Here is a 15042-nt window from a genome sequence, read left to right as displayed (position 1 = left end):
GCTACGGGATTGACCGTTCGCGCAGCGTCGGGCTTTGCCCGTGCATGTCACGCTACGCGAGTCACGCGTTCGCAAAGCGTGGCCTACGGCCTCAGCTTCCGCGCTTATGCGATCGCGCAGCGTCGGGCTTTGCCCGAATCGCATTTACTTATAAACATCTCTACGATATGGATATTCAACCGCACTTGATATTAGCGGGATTTTGATTTCCCTTCAACAAGTCCCAACTCTTCTCGCAAAACTCGTCGAAACGTCTCTTCTATTGGCTCACGCTGATGCTGAATGTGCTGACGCAACACCTGATTAATCAAGGTTTGATAATTGCCTCCACCAGATAGATGTACCTGCTCACGAAACCACTCGATAACATCATTATCTAAACAAATGGTGATCCGAGTCTTACCAGATGGCATCGGGTCAATCGCGCCACGCTTACCTTGACTAAAATCATACTCAGCTTCCATATTCATCCCTCCAGATATTGAAAACGTTCAGTACGAGTGGCTTTGCGAGCTGAAATCAAACGAATTTGATTACCTCGCCAGGTATAGACCACAACCAAAACTCGCCCCAAAGCATCTACCTGAATAATATTCAATTTAAATACGCAACAGCTTACCATAATTTTTTCCCGATTCCCGATTCCCGATTCCCGATTCCCGATTCCTTTTTTATATCAGTCTAAAAAAAAATAGCCGCAGAAATACTATCCACGGCTATTCCAATTTTTCATGTCACAAAATTAGCAAACCTAACCTGATCAGATCCTATCTGATTCGACCAAAACCTTGGCCAGGGGGGAAACCCCCCCAGAAATTTAAAGTGTTATGGCAACAACCAATACTTGGTTATTGTAGTGATCACTTCCCCTGGAACATCAGTTTTCTCCAGAGGCGTCCATTCCGCTATCTCTGCATAGCCTAGGGCGTAAAGCATCCGGATACTATAGATGACTGATTCACGAGAACCTTTGAGAGTGTGTTGAGCAGGTTGTTTCTTGAAGTTTTGGCTGAATTGTTGTGACATCATAAAAAATCTCATTTCGGTTTATACTGATTATAGTAATGATTATAATTATACTTCTCAAGGGTTTTAAAAAGTTTTTTTTGGGAAGTTTTAGGATTAATAAAAAATAAGCGATCGCGTAGCGTGAGCTTTGCGGCTCTTCCCTCTGTTCAAGGACAACAAATTAAAATCTTGATTGGGGGAGGAATTGTCATTATAGTTGGTAATTTCTCAGCTGATTGGGGACTATAGCAATCCTATCTGATTCGTGAAATAAATGGTCTGCTTTAAGGCAGAAGGCAGAAGGCAGAAGGCAGATGAGATAGGAGTTGGAGCTAGTTTTTAATAAGTCCAGTGATTTTACAAGCGATGCAGCGCCGCTCCCTGCTCCCTGCTCCCTTAGCTAAAGTGTTTATTTAGCATAAGCTGTCGCGCATTTAAACCACCTTGTCTTGATGCAGTCGCTCATGGGGAGGGGCTGTGTGCGGAACCTGCGTCCGCACCTTGTAAGCCCCGTGGAAACCCCCAAGACCGCGCTGCATCGCTTTATTAAATCAGGAAAAAAACCTGAAACTCTTTTACCTTCTGCCTTCTGCCTTCTGCCTTCTGCCTTCTGCCTTCTGCCTTGCTGTTGTGCAATTTAAATGCACAACAGCTTAACAAGTACGGAAGAGCCAACTTTTCCAGAATCACCGATGTCTCCAACACAGAAGAGGAAAAGAAAAAAACCTTCTGATTTGTTGAATTGTTGAGAATTGAGAATTGGGAATTGAGAATTTAGAATTGGAATATGCCTGTCGTGTTGGCGTTGCTGATTATGGGTATAGTTTCGCCCCCCTAGCCCCCCAATTCTGGGGGCAACAAAACTATCAAAGTCCCCCAGAATTGGGGGATTTAGGGGGCTTTAATAAAACCAGATGATCGCGCATTCATTCCTTAATTCAGCAACGCCGTCGTGTTGGTACAAAAACTATTTTCTACTTTGGTCGGACAATTACCACTGGTGCTAAAAACTGGAGTTTGTGGACATCACCTCTGGGTCGGTGTAGATAATAGTTTATAGAGACACAACAAAAAGCAGTGACTATTCAAACTCAACGTACTAGTCGTTTTATCGACCCCTGGCCTTATATTGCTATCGGGTCTACACTACTGGTATTTTTAGCCTTATTGGGTGCTTCTCTGTTCCAGAAAACACTGCTATCTACTACCGTCAGTGCCAGGCAAGAGGAACCGCTGCAACTTCAAACACTGTCCCTCAAGCGCCAGCTGATTGGTGCTCTTCGCATTGAAGCTAAAGCAAAAATTCCCCTTAACCGATGGGTTACTTATGAAATCCAGTTACTCGATGGCCAAGGTCAACCATTCGCCTCCGCCATCAAGCAAGCCTGGAATGAATCAGGAACTTGGTATGATGATGGGGAGTCTGGTAGTTGGCAAGACGATGACCTGTTAGGAGGACTTGATGTTCGCGCCAAGCAGGATGAGATGGTGACCATTGCCATTGCAGTTTTGGAGTATGGAGATACATCAGGACAAGTACTCGATCAACCTGTGCCGTTTCAGGTAACTGTCCAAAATGGAGTGATAGATACGCGCTATCTTTGGCCAGGTTTAGTGGGGACATTATGTCTTACCTTGATAACTTTATATGCAGCGCCATTAACCGGGAAAAAAGCCATCTTCAAAACGATTAACGATAGCGACCCCAGCGATCGCGCTATAGTCGGTGGTGCAAATCGCCTTGTGCGGGTTAGAGTTGATGTTAAGGCAGATGAAACTTCCCCATCGAAACTAGAAGTTCGCCTTTTTGTCAAGGACTCCTATGGTGAGGAAATCTATAACCGTTCGTTTCCCTTGCCTATGAACTATCTCAAAAACAACGGCAAGATCAAGAGAGCAACAGGTAAAGTACAAACATTCTTCCTGTTGGAATCTCGCAGTTCCTATGGTTTTTCCGTGGAAGTATGGCCAGATGCATCTGTCGATCGCACAACGTTGAGAGTTATTGATGGCAACCGTACCTTACAAAGCGTTGAGGTCGTAAAAATTAGCCCAACTTTTGATACGCCATTAATGCCTTAGAAACAGGTAGGGCAGTGTGGGATATCGAGAAAAAAATCTATTACACAGTTTCAGCTGTGTCACGGGCTTCGAGCAAGATGCTCCCACTACGCGAGCAAGATGCTCGCACTACTTGTATTTTCCATCCAGGAATTGATCCCATGTTGACCAAAATTTTGACAGCGACGACAGTTGCGATCGCACTATTTACCATAGTCGCAGGTTACACTCAGCGTTCAGCCCTTGTCCTGCGGGAAGAAAAACAAGAGAACTACTGGCCCCGACATCGGACCTATTTATCCGGTTACTATTATCTAGGTATTTGGGAATCGTCGCCCAATCGCTCAGACTATGGTAGCTTTCGCGGAGGCGGTCCGGCTACCGGGAAATAGACTATGGAAGATGCGATATCAGATGGGAAACCGATACCTAACTCTAGCATCCCATCCCTCAAACCGGACCAGCGTTGGTTGCTGATGATTGCTGCTGCGGTTTCCTCAATTTGTGGACTAGCGGTAGAACTGTTGCTGGGAACTCTAGCAAGTTACTTGGTAGGGAATCAAGCTCTATCCTATGGTATTTCCGTTGGAGTATTTCTCGCAGCAATGGGTCTAGGGTCTTACCTGAGTCAGTTTATTGCTGTCAATCAGACCAATTCCCCATCTCTACAACACCAACTACTCTTAGTCTTTGTCAAAGTTGAACTACTCATTGCTCCCCTAACTGCCGTATTGCCTTTAGGACTATTTGCAGTATTTGTTAGGAATGGTTCCATCTGGCTGGGTTTATTCTTCGTCACTATTGTCCTGGGAGTACTAGCAGGACTGGAAGTGCCGCTACTGACCCGAATTCTGGAATTGGACAAAGGGGTGCGGGAAGCATTAGCAGGTGTTTTAGCCTTAGACTATTTGGGAGCACTACTGGGTTCCCTCGCTTTTCCCATCCTCTTATTACCCATTATCGGTTTATTTCCTACGGCTTTTGTCTTAGGGTCATTACCCGCCTTGATGGTGTTTGCCATTGGGAGACGCTTTCCCAGACTGCGGCGCTGGGGATATTTGGGTTTAACCCTAGGTATTCTCCTGTGTACCTTGGCTCCCTTAGCCATTCCGATTAGCGACAAGCTGGAAAATACTCTGTATAGTGGGCCAGTGATCACCCGCATCCAGTCTCCCTACCAACGCATTGTCCTAACACGACAAGGACAGGATGTTCGTCTCTTCCTCAATGGCGATTTGCAATTTTCCACCCTCGACGAATACCGCTACCATGAAGCTTTAGTCCATCCCGCGATGAGTGCTAGTGTTGGTAGGCGTCGGGTTCTGGTATTGGGTGGAGGTGATGGTATGGCCTTGCGGGAAGTGCTCAAATGGCCAGAAGTCGAACGAGTCCTACTCATCGATTTAGACACCGAGGTTGTCAAGTTAGCTAGTCATCACCCTCAATTAGTCCAAGTTAACGATAACTCATTTTCCGACCCCCGTGTCGAAGTGTTGTATGCTGATGCTTTCATTAGGGCACCCGCACTCAACGAAACCTTTGATGTGATTATTGCCGACTTTCCCGACCCCGATCAAGAGATTATTGCCAAGCTTTATGCAGAAGGATTCTACCGCCGTCTCTTACCGCGATTAGCAGACAAAGGCATGTTTGTGACTCAGGCATCTAGTCCCTTTTTTGCTCCCAATGTTCTGAGTTGTATTGCCGCAACCTTGGAAAATGTGGGACTATTAGTTAATCCCTATGTTATTGATGTGCCCAGCTTTGGGCCTTGGGGTTTTGTGCTAGCATCAAGGCGATCGATTCAGCCGGACACCCTCAATTTATCGGTATCAACTCGCTTTCTCACCCCAGGCATTTTACACTCCTTGTTTGAGCTGCCAGGAGATATTAAGTTGGGTAATGTCGAGGTCAACCGCCTTGCTCATCCTGTGATTGTACGCTACCAATCTGACCCCCGTTGGGCAGCTTACTAATCCAAGAAGGCTCCAAGGCAGTCCCGATAAACAATTTTTTTCACCACCATGCATGAAAATCAATCTCTCCTGACTCCTGTCTCCTATTTTCAGATTAGAAGGCGGGAGGCAGGAGGCAAGAAAGTACTGCTTGACGAGAACCTTTGAGAGTGTGATGAGCAGGTTTTTTCTTGAAGTTTTGCCTGAATTGTTGTGACCTCATAAAAAATTAAATTTCTATTTAACTTGATTATAGTAATGATTATAGTATTAATGTCAAAGGCTTTGAAAAAGTTTTTTTTGAAAGTTTTAGGCTTAATAAAAAATCAGCAATTGCGTAGTGTATATTTCAAATAATCGATTTTATAAAATTAGCGTTCGCGTAGCGTGACCTACGGTCAATCGCGTAGCGTCTCTTTCAGAGAATTACTTAGTTTTTAACTATTATTTTTATAGCGTTTATTGCCTCAAAGTCCCCCTTTTTAAGGGGGATTTAGGGGGATCAGTTTCTACCTAATGGCAGAGAGAATAGCTATAACTAGTAATTTTAACAATAGCGCTGGTAGCAGTAGCTTCTAAAATAGACAAGGTTTAATCAGCGCGGAGATTGTAACGATAAAATACAAATTACTGATTTGCTATAATAACGTAAGCTATCAGCTATCAGCTATCAGCTATCAGCTTAAGCGCTACGCGCACGCGTGCGCGTTCAGCTATCAGCTATCAGCGTATTTCATAACTATTAGGTGCCCTTGACCCATTAAGAATTAAATTCGCCACGGGTCGCACCTGAGGTACACAGGATTTTTTCACTCTTGCCTCTTGCCTCTTGCCTCTTGCCTCTTGCCTCTTGCCTCTTGCCTCTTGCCTGTTCCCTGTTCCCTATTCCCTGTTCCCTTTGCTAAAACTATACAATAAAGATTATGTCTACAAATTCTCCAGCTTCAGCTAAACAGCTGACAACTAAACTAAATTTCAATATCTTGGTGGAAAATCAAGACCAAGACCTATTTCGTGCTATAGTATTGGGTCTGCCTGACTGCCAAGTTGAGGGAGCTAACAAAGAAGAAGCGATCGCTAATATTCGCCAACTTTTGACTGAGCGTTTAGCTAAAGCAGATATCATTTCTTTAGAAGTTGAATCTCCCAATAATGAACATCCTTGGATGGAATTTGCTGGTATGTATGCAAATAATCCTCTGTTTGATGAGGTTTTAACAGATATAGCAGCCTATCGTGATGAAATTGATGCAGAAATGGAAGAATATTATCGCCAAGTTGATGCTAAGGAGATAGTAAAGTGAGTTTGTGGGTTCTCGATACAGACCATATCTCGCTTTTTCAACGGGGGCATCCACTGGTCAAAAAGCGTCTCAATCAAACTAAATCAGAAGAAATTGCCACAACAATTGTCACAGTAGAAGAACAAATGCGTGGTTGGCTTAACGTCATCAGGAGAGCATCTGGATCTGACACACTAATGTTGGCTTACCAGGGATTATCAGATGCTATTAAGTATTTCAAAAATACCAAAATACTTGATTTTGATCAAGCTGCTTACAACTGTTACCAAGAATTAATCCAACAAAGAATACGTATTGGTAGTCAAGACCTACGTATTGCTTCAATTGTTATTTCTGTTGAGGGTATTTTGGTTACGCGCAATCGCCGCGATTTTGAACGAGTACCAGGCTTAACAATTGAAGATTGGACAATAGATGAAGGAAAATCCCAACCATAAGTTTTTGAAGACATTGGTGGGGCTGTAGCTGATAGCTGATAGCTGAACGCGCACGCACCTCAAGTAGCGCATATGCTTACACTATTCAAATCATTCCATTATTAAGCAACAGCAGAAATAGAGGGAAAATGCGATTCTCTGAAAGAGACGCTACGCGAACGCTAATTTATAAAAGCGATTTTATGAAAGAGAAGCTACGCTCCGGAAGCGTTTCGGCAAAGCCGTTCGCTTTTAGCGTGGCCTTTGGCCTCCGCTACGCGAACGCAAAGCGTGGCCATTCGCGTAGCGTGGCCGAAAGGCCAAGGCCTCAGCTTCCGCTAAAAGCGAACGCGCCCAAAACTATTGATTTTAGGGGATTGACAAAATCAATGATTTGTAGTTTTAAGTTTAGACAAAATTACCTTGATTTAGGAGAATTGACAAATCCCTTTACTTGTGAAGCTAGGCGTTAGCATATTTAAGCATATTCAAGCATATTAATTAAAGTTGATTAAAATTAAGGTTGATTAAGGTGCATTGTTATTGAGGAAAAAGCAAGTTAGTATCTGAAGGTTGTCAGCGACAAACGTCTGATATATTTAGATACTTAGCACAGCTAAGTGCTAGAAAATCAACTGAACGAGCAGAGATATGACTATACAGCCAAAAACACCAAATCCTGAAAATCCAGAATTTCAACAGTTTCTCGCAAATATAAATCAGTGGTACACTGAAGACACGAAAGGTTTTAAAACCTATTTTGATGCAGCGGTGGAAAATGTCAAACCAATTCCCGAGGAAATTTTAGAAGATGATCCAGACGGAACTTACACCTATGATTGGCGAAACAAAACAATAGAAGACCTGTGCCAATTCTTTACAGATTGGTATGTGTGGGAACCCCTAGTTCCCACTGGATTAGATTACATCCAAAAGTTTAGTTGGCTATACTATCAAAATGAATACGGCTTGGCCTTTGTTACCAAAGGTGCTGGTTATCAGATGACCGCAGATTTTGTAGAAGTGCGCGGCAAATACTTTGATTCTACTGACTCCCAAGAACTTATTCAAACATGGGTTAATGATCTTGGTGGTGCAACTGCAGTCTGTTCTGAGTTTTATTGCCCAAACCCGACTGAACCTGATCTAGGATTTGAGAATTTTAATCAATTTTTTGCCCGGAATCTAAACCCAGAGGCAAATCCTAGACCGATTACTTCACCCGATGACGACTCTGTTGTCGTCGCTCCAGCAGATAGCGTTATCAATATGATTGTTAACGACTTAACCCTAGAAACAAAAATATCTGTAAAAACAGTATATTTGAATGTTTTGGAGCTTTTGAATAACTCAAATTTTGCCCAAAACTTTGATGGAGGTACTGCTGTTTCTTGTATCCTCATGCCCGATACCTATCATCACTACCATGCACCTGTATCTGGCACGGTTGTAGAGTCTAACGAAGATGTCGCAGGAGAATATTTTGGTATCGATAACTTTCCGGGCTTGTTAAACGATGACAACGTTGGTTATGGATATTCTTACAGTGTATTTGAACATTTTCGTCGCGGCTATTTAGTGATCGAAACCCCCAACTATGGTCATGTGGCGATGATACCAGTAGGATTGAACACCATCGCCTCAGTGATATTTGAAGATCGATTCAAGAATGTCACTTCTGCAAACCCCGTTGCGATTACAAAAGGCGAAAAAATAGGGTATTTTCAGTATGGTGGATCCTTAAACATTCTTTTGTTTGAAAAAGATCGTTTCCCCTCATTAAATATCCTACAAGGGCAGCAAATTGGATTCCTGCTTGGTGAAGCAGAAGCAAAAGTGAAGTTAACCAAGACACGGAAGAGTCGTTTCTTGAATCGGATTGCTTATTTAGCCAGATAAGCAATTTATCGGGAGCATATCAATATTTGCAGTCAAACCCTCAGCTGCTATTATCCCTAGGGATAATAGCAGCGTTACTTTCCCCAGACATTCCAGACATGATTGAGATGCTCCCTTCCCTTTTCTTATCTAGCTGTTTTTAGTCTAATGAGGTACACATGCTGTTTTCTCCTCTTGCCTCTTGCCTCTTGCCTCTTCCTCTTGCCTCTTGCCTCTTGCCTCTTGCCTCTTGCCTCTTGCCTCTTGCCTCTTGCTCTTGCCTCTTGCCTCTTGCCTCTTGCCTCTTGCTCTTGCCTCTTGCCTCTTGCCTGTTCCTGTCCTAAAACCAGAAACTTTGTTACCTCACCAAATTGAAAAACGCTATACATCCCCAGACCAAAAGCTACCAATATGTACAGACTGTACTAGGATCTGGTTTCACCGACTTCATCGTTTTGCCCTGACCGTAGTCAAAGGTTTTATCACAAAAGCCACTTTCATTTTCCAACGCACAATTCAAAACGGTTTTATAATTTTTGCGATGATGATTGTCGATAATCTCAAATTTACCCATTAAGTTGTCTCGAGAAAATGAAACTAGATAAGCATAGGGCAAATGCTGGTATCCTTCATCTTTAAATGGGACACAAGGAACTTTATCATAAACATTTTGGATACGAATAGTTCGTGTCTCCGGGTTTTGTTGAGGTGCCTGTTGTTGATAAAATTCTACAAATGCTTGGTTGCCTACACGAGGGGAAGCATAGTTGTAGCTTGCAGACTTGATATCTGGTCTAGACAACGCCATATCAAGTGTGAAGAAAGTGCTCAGTGTAGCTCCTAAACTATGGCCAGTAATATACAGAGTATCGATCGGTTTTTCAGATGCTTGATATTGATCAACTAGGGCAAACACCTGATTCTGCATCGAGGGTGTGTTCCCATCACTATTGGAATAGATATGGTAGAAACCTGATTCAACCCTGAGCTCAGATGGCACTACAACATCTTCCTTATAAGGTAAAAATGTTGTATGATTAACACCAAAATTATCTATTATATCCTCTGTCGAAGAAGTACCTCTAAAGGCAAATATATAAGTGTAAGGAGACTGCTGAGATCGAAACACTAGACCATAACACTCAACAGTTTTGTATTTATTAAAAATCGCATCAACACCAGTCCAGTAGTCTACAAAATCATAACCATCCGGTGGAGACACCTCAATACACTCAGCAGGGTTTTGCTTATCAAAAGCATCATAAGTTAGACCGCTTGCTTGCGCTAAAACGATCGCCCTGGTGTGATCAAGGTCAGCAGTTGTGAGGTAAGTAATTGTGTTATCCATCACGCATGCTTTCATTAGGATGGCTATAGATAGCAATCCTATCTGATTTGCGAAAGAAATGGTCTGTTTTAGCAAAGGGAACAGGGAAAAGGGAACAGCGATGCAGCGCGGTCTTGGGGAGGCAGCGCGGTCTTGGGGGTTCCCCCCGGAGACGAAACCTTAGACAGTTGAGCCTTTATGGTTGGTAGGCTATGCAGAAAAGGGGTAAAACTTATTGATTAAGGCTCAACTGTCTTACGGTAACTTCTAACCATGAGCGACTGCCGTGGTTTCCCCCATGAGCGACTGCATCAAGACGGGAACAGGGAAAAAACATTCTATCAATTCCTACACGAATTGCTATTTAAAGTAGGAAGTAGAAGGGAAGGGAGAAGGCACCAATTTTTTACAATTCCAGGAATTTTACAAATAATTTAGGATTGCTATATTAGGCTCCCTCCCGAGCAGCAAGGATGAAGCCAATGCCCTTACTGTCGAGTCTTTTAAACTCTTGTCATGTAATTATTTTTTGAACAAAAGTCCATACAATTAATTGCTGCCTCAGAATTAGCAACAGAGGGATGCACGGTACATTTAAGACGATAATCACCAGTAAAAAACTGACAGTTAGAACAGGGAATTTGATGCAGTCGTTTGGCAACAGCAAAACTTTCTCGGACTGCTGACAAAACCGTCCAAGCTAGAATCATCATTAGCCCCCAAGCCAAACAAAAACAAATCAGGTCTAGATAAGGCTGGAGGGCATAGATCAGTACGTAAAGAAGTTGAAACACAATTTAATAGACTTCTTGCAGAAGTCGAGAACAGGGAACAGGGAACAGGGAGCAGGGAACAGGGAGCAGGGAGCAGGGAACAGGGAGCAGGGAGCAGGGAGCAGGGAGCAGCGATGCAGAGGTACGACCCGTGGCGAATTTAATTCTTAATGGGTCAAACGCACCATTACGGTCTTGGGAAGGCAGCGCGGTCTTATAGGTTCCCCCCATGAGCGACTGCATCAAGACAGGGTTCTGAGGCTATTTAATTAACAAGAATTTCTAAATACTGCCTCTTTCCACTGCTCCCTGCTCCCTACTCCCTGCTCCCTTCCTCAAAGTGTTAATTTAGCATAACAAGTACGGAAGAGCCTATAATCTTTTCTCCGAATAACTAAAAGGGAATATCATCTAAATCTTGTTGATGACTAGGGCTACCAGAGGTTGGGTTTTGAGGAGATGAAGACCCAAAAGAAGACTCAAAACTTTGCTCAGTATTTTGTTCAGTGCTGGTATAAGCAAAATCTTGTTCGGTATTGTTGGGATAAGAAACTGATGACGACATCCGATGTTGATCCATCGATACAACCTTATCATAGGTTTGGGGAGAGGATGGTTCTGGGGTACGCTGGAAAGTTCTATCCGAGGCCATGACTTGTGGCTCGAAGTGATCATCTGTTCCCAATTTGTGAATCCGGGAAACAGTCAATTCTGCCCGTTTTTCCTTGAATCCTTCTGGTCGCTCAATCACATTCATCCTTAAGCTACCTTCAATCACCACGCGATCGCCTGTGGAATAGTTTGTTTTAATTTCATTAGCCAAATATTCCCCCCAACCTACCACTTTTAAAGTGGATGGGGATTCCTCAGCCTTGACACCAGCGAATTGTACTAGCATCTGAGTCAGGGGTGTCTGATTATCTGAAGTGTAACGGAGTTCTGGATCCTGAATAATTTGTGCCATTAAAATGCAGCTGTTCATCTCCTATCTCCCTTGTCCTTTCAGTGTTGACTCTTCATTATAGAACAAGCGTACCAATACTTTTGGTGTAAGCTATCAGCTTAAGCTGATAGCTTACCTGTTAACAGCCGATCAATCGGATTTATGACACGGATTTATGACACGGCTGAAGGTTGCGCTTCTACACCTTGTTCTTTTTCAACGAATTCCTGAACATGGTTGCGATAATGCTTGAGGTTTTCCTCGGCCCAATCCCGGTCATCGCTGTTGGCAAAAATATGAACTAAGGGTTCGCCAGCATCGGGTAAAATCAACACCCAGTTATCATTTTGCGCGTTGATAATTTTAACGCCATCAACAAGTTCGAGCTGCTCACTGGGATGGGTTTCGACCAGATGACGCATCAGGCTACCCTTAACTGTCCAAGGACAACGCAGGGTAACGGTTTTGTACCATACCCGAGGAAGTTCGGCACGAATATCAGCAAGCGATCGCTCTTGGACTGTCAGCATCTCGATCAACTTGGCGATTCCAAACATAGCATCAAAGCCTGGATGTAGTTGGGGGAAAATAAAGCCCATGTCCCAACTACCTCCCAATACCACATTGGGGTTGCTTTGAGAAGCTTCCATCAGTGCTGTGGGGTTAGCTTTGGTGCGGATCACCTTGCCATCATGGCGTCTGGCAATTTGTTCCACCGCACTTGATGTCTGGACTGGAACCACCACAGTTCCCCTGGGATTAGAGGTTAACATAATATTGACCATCAGTGCAGTCAATATCTCACCTCGAATCGAGATTCCCGATTCATCCACCAAAATCAGCTGTTCCCCATTAGCAGAGACCTGGACACCAAAATTGGCTTTTAGAGCCTCGACCACCTGACCCAGCTGATTGAGCAAACTCTCTCGTTCTTCTGTGGAGATAGCTGTTTGTTTCAAACTGGCATTGAGGACTACTGCATCAGCCCCAAATTTCGCTAACAGTTGGGGTAAAACCGCACCAGACACGGCATAAGCATAGTCAATAACTACCTTAGCACTACTGTTGCGAATTGCCTCTACATTGAGATGCTTCTCAAAAGCAGTACCGTAGATATCGATTAACTGGATCGGGTAGTTAACATTACCGATATCATTGATCTGGACTCGTCTTAGGTCTTCTTTGAAGTAAGCCCCCTCAATTTTTTTCTCTTTACCCTTGCTGATATTAATTCCCTTGGCATCAATAACTTCGATCAGGATATGATCTGGTCGGTCAGGATGCACGCGCACATGGATACCCCCCTCAACCCCTAGGGTTGGTACCACGGTGCGAGCTACAGGAATTGCAGTTGCATCTAGGTTCTGGACATCAATACCTACAGACATCAATCCCCCAATCAAAGACCGGGTCACCATGCGACAGATACTACGCTGGTCACGGGAGAGTGATACTTGGGAGCCTAGTTTTAAGGTAGACCCATAAGCGGCTCCCAACTTAACGGCAAATTCGGGAGTAATATCGATGTTGGCTAAGCCTTGGACACCCCGCTGACCAAAAAGATTCCGTTGGGCAGTGTTGCCCCAAATTAAATTGATATTCAATGTTGCACCTGATTCTATAGTTTTATTTGGCCAAACCCTTACAGTGGGACTAATTTGAGCTTCTTCTCCGACTTTAGACAGGGAACCGACAACGGCACCTTCGAAAACTTGAGCACGACGGTCTACCCGGGTTCCCCTGGAAATGGTGCAGGCACTCAGATTAACCTCTTCACCAATCAACGCTCCATTCCAAATAATCGGTCGTTTCAGGTGAGCGTGAGCAGAGATGGTAACATTATCGCCAATTACTGTTCCTGCTTCGATGTGGGCGTTTGGACCAATCCGGCAGTTGCTACCAATTAGTACTGGGGTTTCAATCTTGGCAGTAGGGTCGATATAGGTATTTTGTCCCACCCACATTCCTGAGGATTGTTGCGGGTAAGCAAAGTCTAGTGTGACCTTATCCATTAAGCCGTCATACTGGGCTTCTCGGTAAGCCTCCAGGTGACCGACATCACACCAATATCCCTCAGCTACATAGCCATACATTGGCTCATCTTTCTCGAGGAGTTTCGGAAACAAGTCTTTAGAAAAGTCACATTCCTCATTTGATGGCAGGTACTCTAGAACCGATGGTTCGAGAATGTAAGTGCCAGTGTTAACAGTATCGGAAAAAATTTCTGAGGTCGAAGGTTTTTCCAAAAATCGGCGGATGCGCATTTCCTTATCGGTGATCACCACCCCGAACTCAACGGGATTAGGAACGCGAGTTAGGATTAATGTCGCCTTTGATTTCTTAGCTTTATGAAATTCAATCGCAGCAGTCAAATCAAAGTCGGTGATGCTATCGCCACTAATGACTAAAAAGGTTTCATTGAGTAATTCGGAAATATTTTTAACACAACCTGCAGTCCCCAGAGGCTGTTCTTCTTCTACCGCATAGGTCATCTTTACCCCAAAGTCACTGCCGTCTTGGAAGTAGTCCCGCATGACATCTGGGAGATAGTACAGAGTGGCAATGACCTCATTGATATTGTGCCGTTTGAGTAGATTAACGATATGTTCAGCAATGGGTCGATTCAGGATTGGCACCATGGGCTTGGGCAGATCACAGGTCAACGGTCTCAGCCGTGTTCCTGAACCACCAGCCATCAGCACTGCTCGCATAATTCCTCCTCTTTTAACCCGTTAAGGGGTTTGATCATCTTGTCTACGTTCATTTGTCTTGTTATGGGCTTTTTTTAGTGAAGTACTTTCCGATACTTTTTAGCTACCAAAATCTACCCTCGTAGACTTTAGCCCGCCAATGCAAGATGCAATAGCATCCAGGGGGTATCTCCCAAAGCTCTCAGGAATATCCCGCGAGCGCCATAAAAATGTCAAAAAAGTTCGTTCCACCGGGATTTAAGCGCAACTATTTTTACCTTGGTTTTCGGCTTTAATTTAAGTTACATAATCATCCGTGTCGGTGTTACCCTAATTTAACTCTCACAAATAATAAGAGTTTTTGGTAGACTCTGGGACATTTTTTCTAGCTGTTTACTCACCTCCACAAACAGTGACTTGATCTCAAAACCGTGATTTTGGCATGCTAGCGTCGATAGTGATTCATAAAAGAGTGCTTTCGACAAAGACTGGCGGAACTATAACTAACGACACTGGTGTCGCCAAGTTTCCTCCGACCTCAGAAGAAAGATCGCGCGTTAACCCGCTGCTTCTTCATTCAGGTAATGATCACTACTGAGTTTGGCTAGTCTGTAACTCCTAAGGGTGACACCACAAATGAAGACTAGAGAAACTGGATCTGGATCAATGCTACTAGGAGCTGTAATC

Annotated in this window: 17 protein-coding genes; 9 read left to right on the top strand and 8 right to left on the bottom strand. The window is 43.8% G+C overall.

The genetic code is table 11. From position 1 onward, the window contains the following. Positions 1–191: 191 nt before the first annotated feature. Entirely contained in the window at positions 192–464 is a 273-nt protein-coding gene (locus BJP34_RS13445) for a BrnA antitoxin family protein (protein WP_070392786.1), read from the bottom strand. A gap of 2 nt (positions 465–466) precedes the next feature. Further along, positions 467–556 (bottom strand): BrnT family toxin, encoded by a 90-nt coding sequence (locus BJP34_RS47410; RefSeq protein WP_229424459.1) that lies wholly within the window; start codon positions 554–556, stop codon positions 467–469. On the opposite strand from BJP34_RS47410, the gene BJP34_RS47405 reads away from it, so the two are divergent. Further along, positions 530–685 (top strand): hypothetical protein, encoded by a 156-nt coding sequence (locus tag BJP34_RS47405; RefSeq protein ID WP_229424518.1) that lies wholly within the window; start codon positions 530–532, stop codon positions 683–685. The genes BJP34_RS47410 and BJP34_RS47405 overlap by 27 nt on opposite strands. A gap of 140 nt (positions 686–825) precedes the next feature. Here BJP34_RS47405 and BJP34_RS13440 read toward each other — a convergent pair whose 3' ends face one another. Beyond that, a complete protein-coding gene (locus BJP34_RS13440; protein ID WP_070392785.1) occupies positions 826–1026 on the bottom strand; it encodes a hypothetical protein in 201 nt (66 codons plus the stop codon). Positions 1027–1460: 434 nt separating this feature from the next. Between BJP34_RS13440 and BJP34_RS39690 the strand changes: the two genes are divergently transcribed. The 8 genes from BJP34_RS39690 (at position 1461) to BJP34_RS43190 (ending at position 8997) form a co-directional block, all read left to right on the top strand. After that, on the top strand, positions 1461–1649 hold the full coding sequence (locus BJP34_RS39690; protein ID WP_149030961.1) for a hypothetical protein: 189 nt from the start codon (positions 1461–1463) through the stop codon (positions 1647–1649). A 436-nt stretch (positions 1650–2085) separates the two neighbouring features. Then, positions 2086–3090 (top strand): hypothetical protein, encoded by a 1005-nt coding sequence (locus BJP34_RS13435; protein WP_070392784.1) that lies wholly within the window; start codon positions 2086–2088, stop codon positions 3088–3090. Between the two features lie 14 nt (positions 3091–3104). Beyond that, complete coding sequence (locus BJP34_RS47400; protein WP_229424348.1) at positions 3105–3461, top strand: hypothetical protein; 357 nt, start codon at positions 3105–3107, stop codon at positions 3459–3461. A 3-nt stretch (positions 3462–3464) separates the two neighbouring features. After that, the gene (locus BJP34_RS13425; RefSeq protein ID WP_070392783.1) at positions 3465–5045 is read left to right on the top strand and encodes a polyamine aminopropyltransferase; all 1581 of its coding nucleotides are present in this window, start codon (positions 3465–3467) and stop codon (positions 5043–5045) included. A 902-nt stretch (positions 5046–5947) separates the two neighbouring features. Continuing rightward, entirely contained in the window at positions 5948–6328 is a 381-nt protein-coding gene (locus BJP34_RS13420) for a type II toxin-antitoxin system HicB family antitoxin (protein WP_070392782.1), read from the top strand. After that, positions 6325–6765, top strand: a complete 441-nt coding sequence (locus BJP34_RS13415; RefSeq protein ID WP_070392781.1) for a type II toxin-antitoxin system VapC family toxin — start codon at positions 6325–6327, stop codon at positions 6763–6765. The genes BJP34_RS13420 and BJP34_RS13415 overlap by 4 nt, the downstream gene beginning before the upstream one ends. A gap of 630 nt (positions 6766–7395) precedes the next feature. After that, the gene (locus BJP34_RS13405) at positions 7396–8643 is read left to right on the top strand and encodes a phosphatidylserine decarboxylase (protein WP_083305154.1); all 1248 of its coding nucleotides are present in this window, start codon (positions 7396–7398) and stop codon (positions 8641–8643) included. A 147-nt stretch (positions 8644–8790) separates the two neighbouring features. Then, the gene (locus tag BJP34_RS43190; RefSeq protein WP_158517191.1) at positions 8791–8997 is read left to right on the top strand and encodes a hypothetical protein; all 207 of its coding nucleotides are present in this window, start codon (positions 8791–8793) and stop codon (positions 8995–8997) included. Positions 8998–9025: 28 nt separating this feature from the next. On the opposite strand, the gene BJP34_RS13395 is transcribed toward BJP34_RS43190, so the two are convergent. The 5 genes from BJP34_RS13395 to BJP34_RS13380 form a co-directional block, all read right to left on the bottom strand. Continuing rightward, positions 9026–9970, bottom strand: coding sequence for a lipase family protein (locus tag BJP34_RS13395; protein ID WP_070392778.1), 945 nt, complete (start codon positions 9968–9970; stop codon positions 9026–9028). A gap of 482 nt (positions 9971–10452) precedes the next feature. Then, entirely contained in the window at positions 10453–10743 is a 291-nt protein-coding gene (locus BJP34_RS13390) for a hypothetical protein (RefSeq protein ID WP_070392777.1), read from the bottom strand. A gap of 3 nt (positions 10744–10746) precedes the next feature. After that, the gene (locus BJP34_RS39685; protein ID WP_149030960.1) at positions 10747–10965 is read right to left on the bottom strand and encodes a hypothetical protein; all 219 of its coding nucleotides are present in this window, start codon (positions 10963–10965) and stop codon (positions 10747–10749) included. A gap of 151 nt (positions 10966–11116) precedes the next feature. Next, positions 11117–11704, bottom strand: a complete 588-nt coding sequence (locus BJP34_RS13385) for a single-stranded DNA-binding protein (protein WP_070392776.1) — start codon at positions 11702–11704, stop codon at positions 11117–11119. A gap of 134 nt (positions 11705–11838) precedes the next feature. Beyond that, positions 11839–14376 (bottom strand): mannose-1-phosphate guanyltransferase, encoded by a 2538-nt coding sequence (locus BJP34_RS13380; protein WP_070392775.1) that lies wholly within the window; start codon positions 14374–14376, stop codon positions 11839–11841. Positions 14377–15042: the final 666 nt, after the last annotated feature.

The sequence above is a fragment of the Moorena producens PAL-8-15-08-1 genome, assembly GCF_001767235.1.
Lineage (GTDB): Bacteria > Cyanobacteriota > Cyanobacteriia > Cyanobacteriales > Coleofasciculaceae > Moorena > Moorena producens_A.
This window is presented reverse-complemented; position numbering and strand designations above follow the sequence as displayed.

Excerpts from the sequence above, each read along its gene's own strand:
- BJP34_RS13445 (WP_070392786.1), bottom strand. The coding sequence starts at position 464 with ATGGAAGCTGAGTATGATTTTAGTCAAGGTAAGCGTGGCGCGATTGAC.
- BJP34_RS13440 (WP_070392785.1), bottom strand. The coding sequence starts at position 1,026 with ATGTCACAACAATTCAGCCAAAACTTCAAGAAACAACCTGCTCAACAC.
- BJP34_RS39690 (WP_149030961.1), top strand. The coding sequence starts at position 1,461 with ATGCAGTCGCTCATGGGGAGGGGCTGTGTGCGGAACCTGCGTCCGCAC.
- BJP34_RS13425 (WP_070392783.1), top strand. The coding sequence starts at position 3,465 with ATGGAAGATGCGATATCAGATGGGAAACCGATACCTAACTCTAGCATC.
- BJP34_RS13420 (WP_070392782.1), top strand. The coding sequence starts at position 5,948 with ATGTCTACAAATTCTCCAGCTTCAGCTAAACAGCTGACAACTAAACTA.
- BJP34_RS13405 (WP_083305154.1), top strand. The coding sequence starts at position 7,396 with ATGACTATACAGCCAAAAACACCAAATCCTGAAAATCCAGAATTTCAA.
- BJP34_RS43190 (WP_158517191.1), top strand. The coding sequence starts at position 8,791 with ATGAGGTACACATGCTGTTTTCTCCTCTTGCCTCTTGCCTCTTGCCTC.
- BJP34_RS13395 (WP_070392778.1), bottom strand. The coding sequence starts at position 9,970 with ATGGATAACACAATTACTTACCTCACAACTGCTGACCTTGATCACACC.
- BJP34_RS39685 (WP_149030960.1), bottom strand. The coding sequence starts at position 10,965 with ATGCAGTCGCTCATGGGGGGAACCTATAAGACCGCGCTGCCTTCCCAA.
- BJP34_RS13385 (WP_070392776.1), bottom strand. The coding sequence starts at position 11,704 with ATGAACAGCTGCATTTTAATGGCACAAATTATTCAGGATCCAGAACTC.
- BJP34_RS13380 (WP_070392775.1), bottom strand. The coding sequence starts at position 14,376 with ATGCGAGCAGTGCTGATGGCTGGTGGTTCAGGAACACGGCTGAGACCG.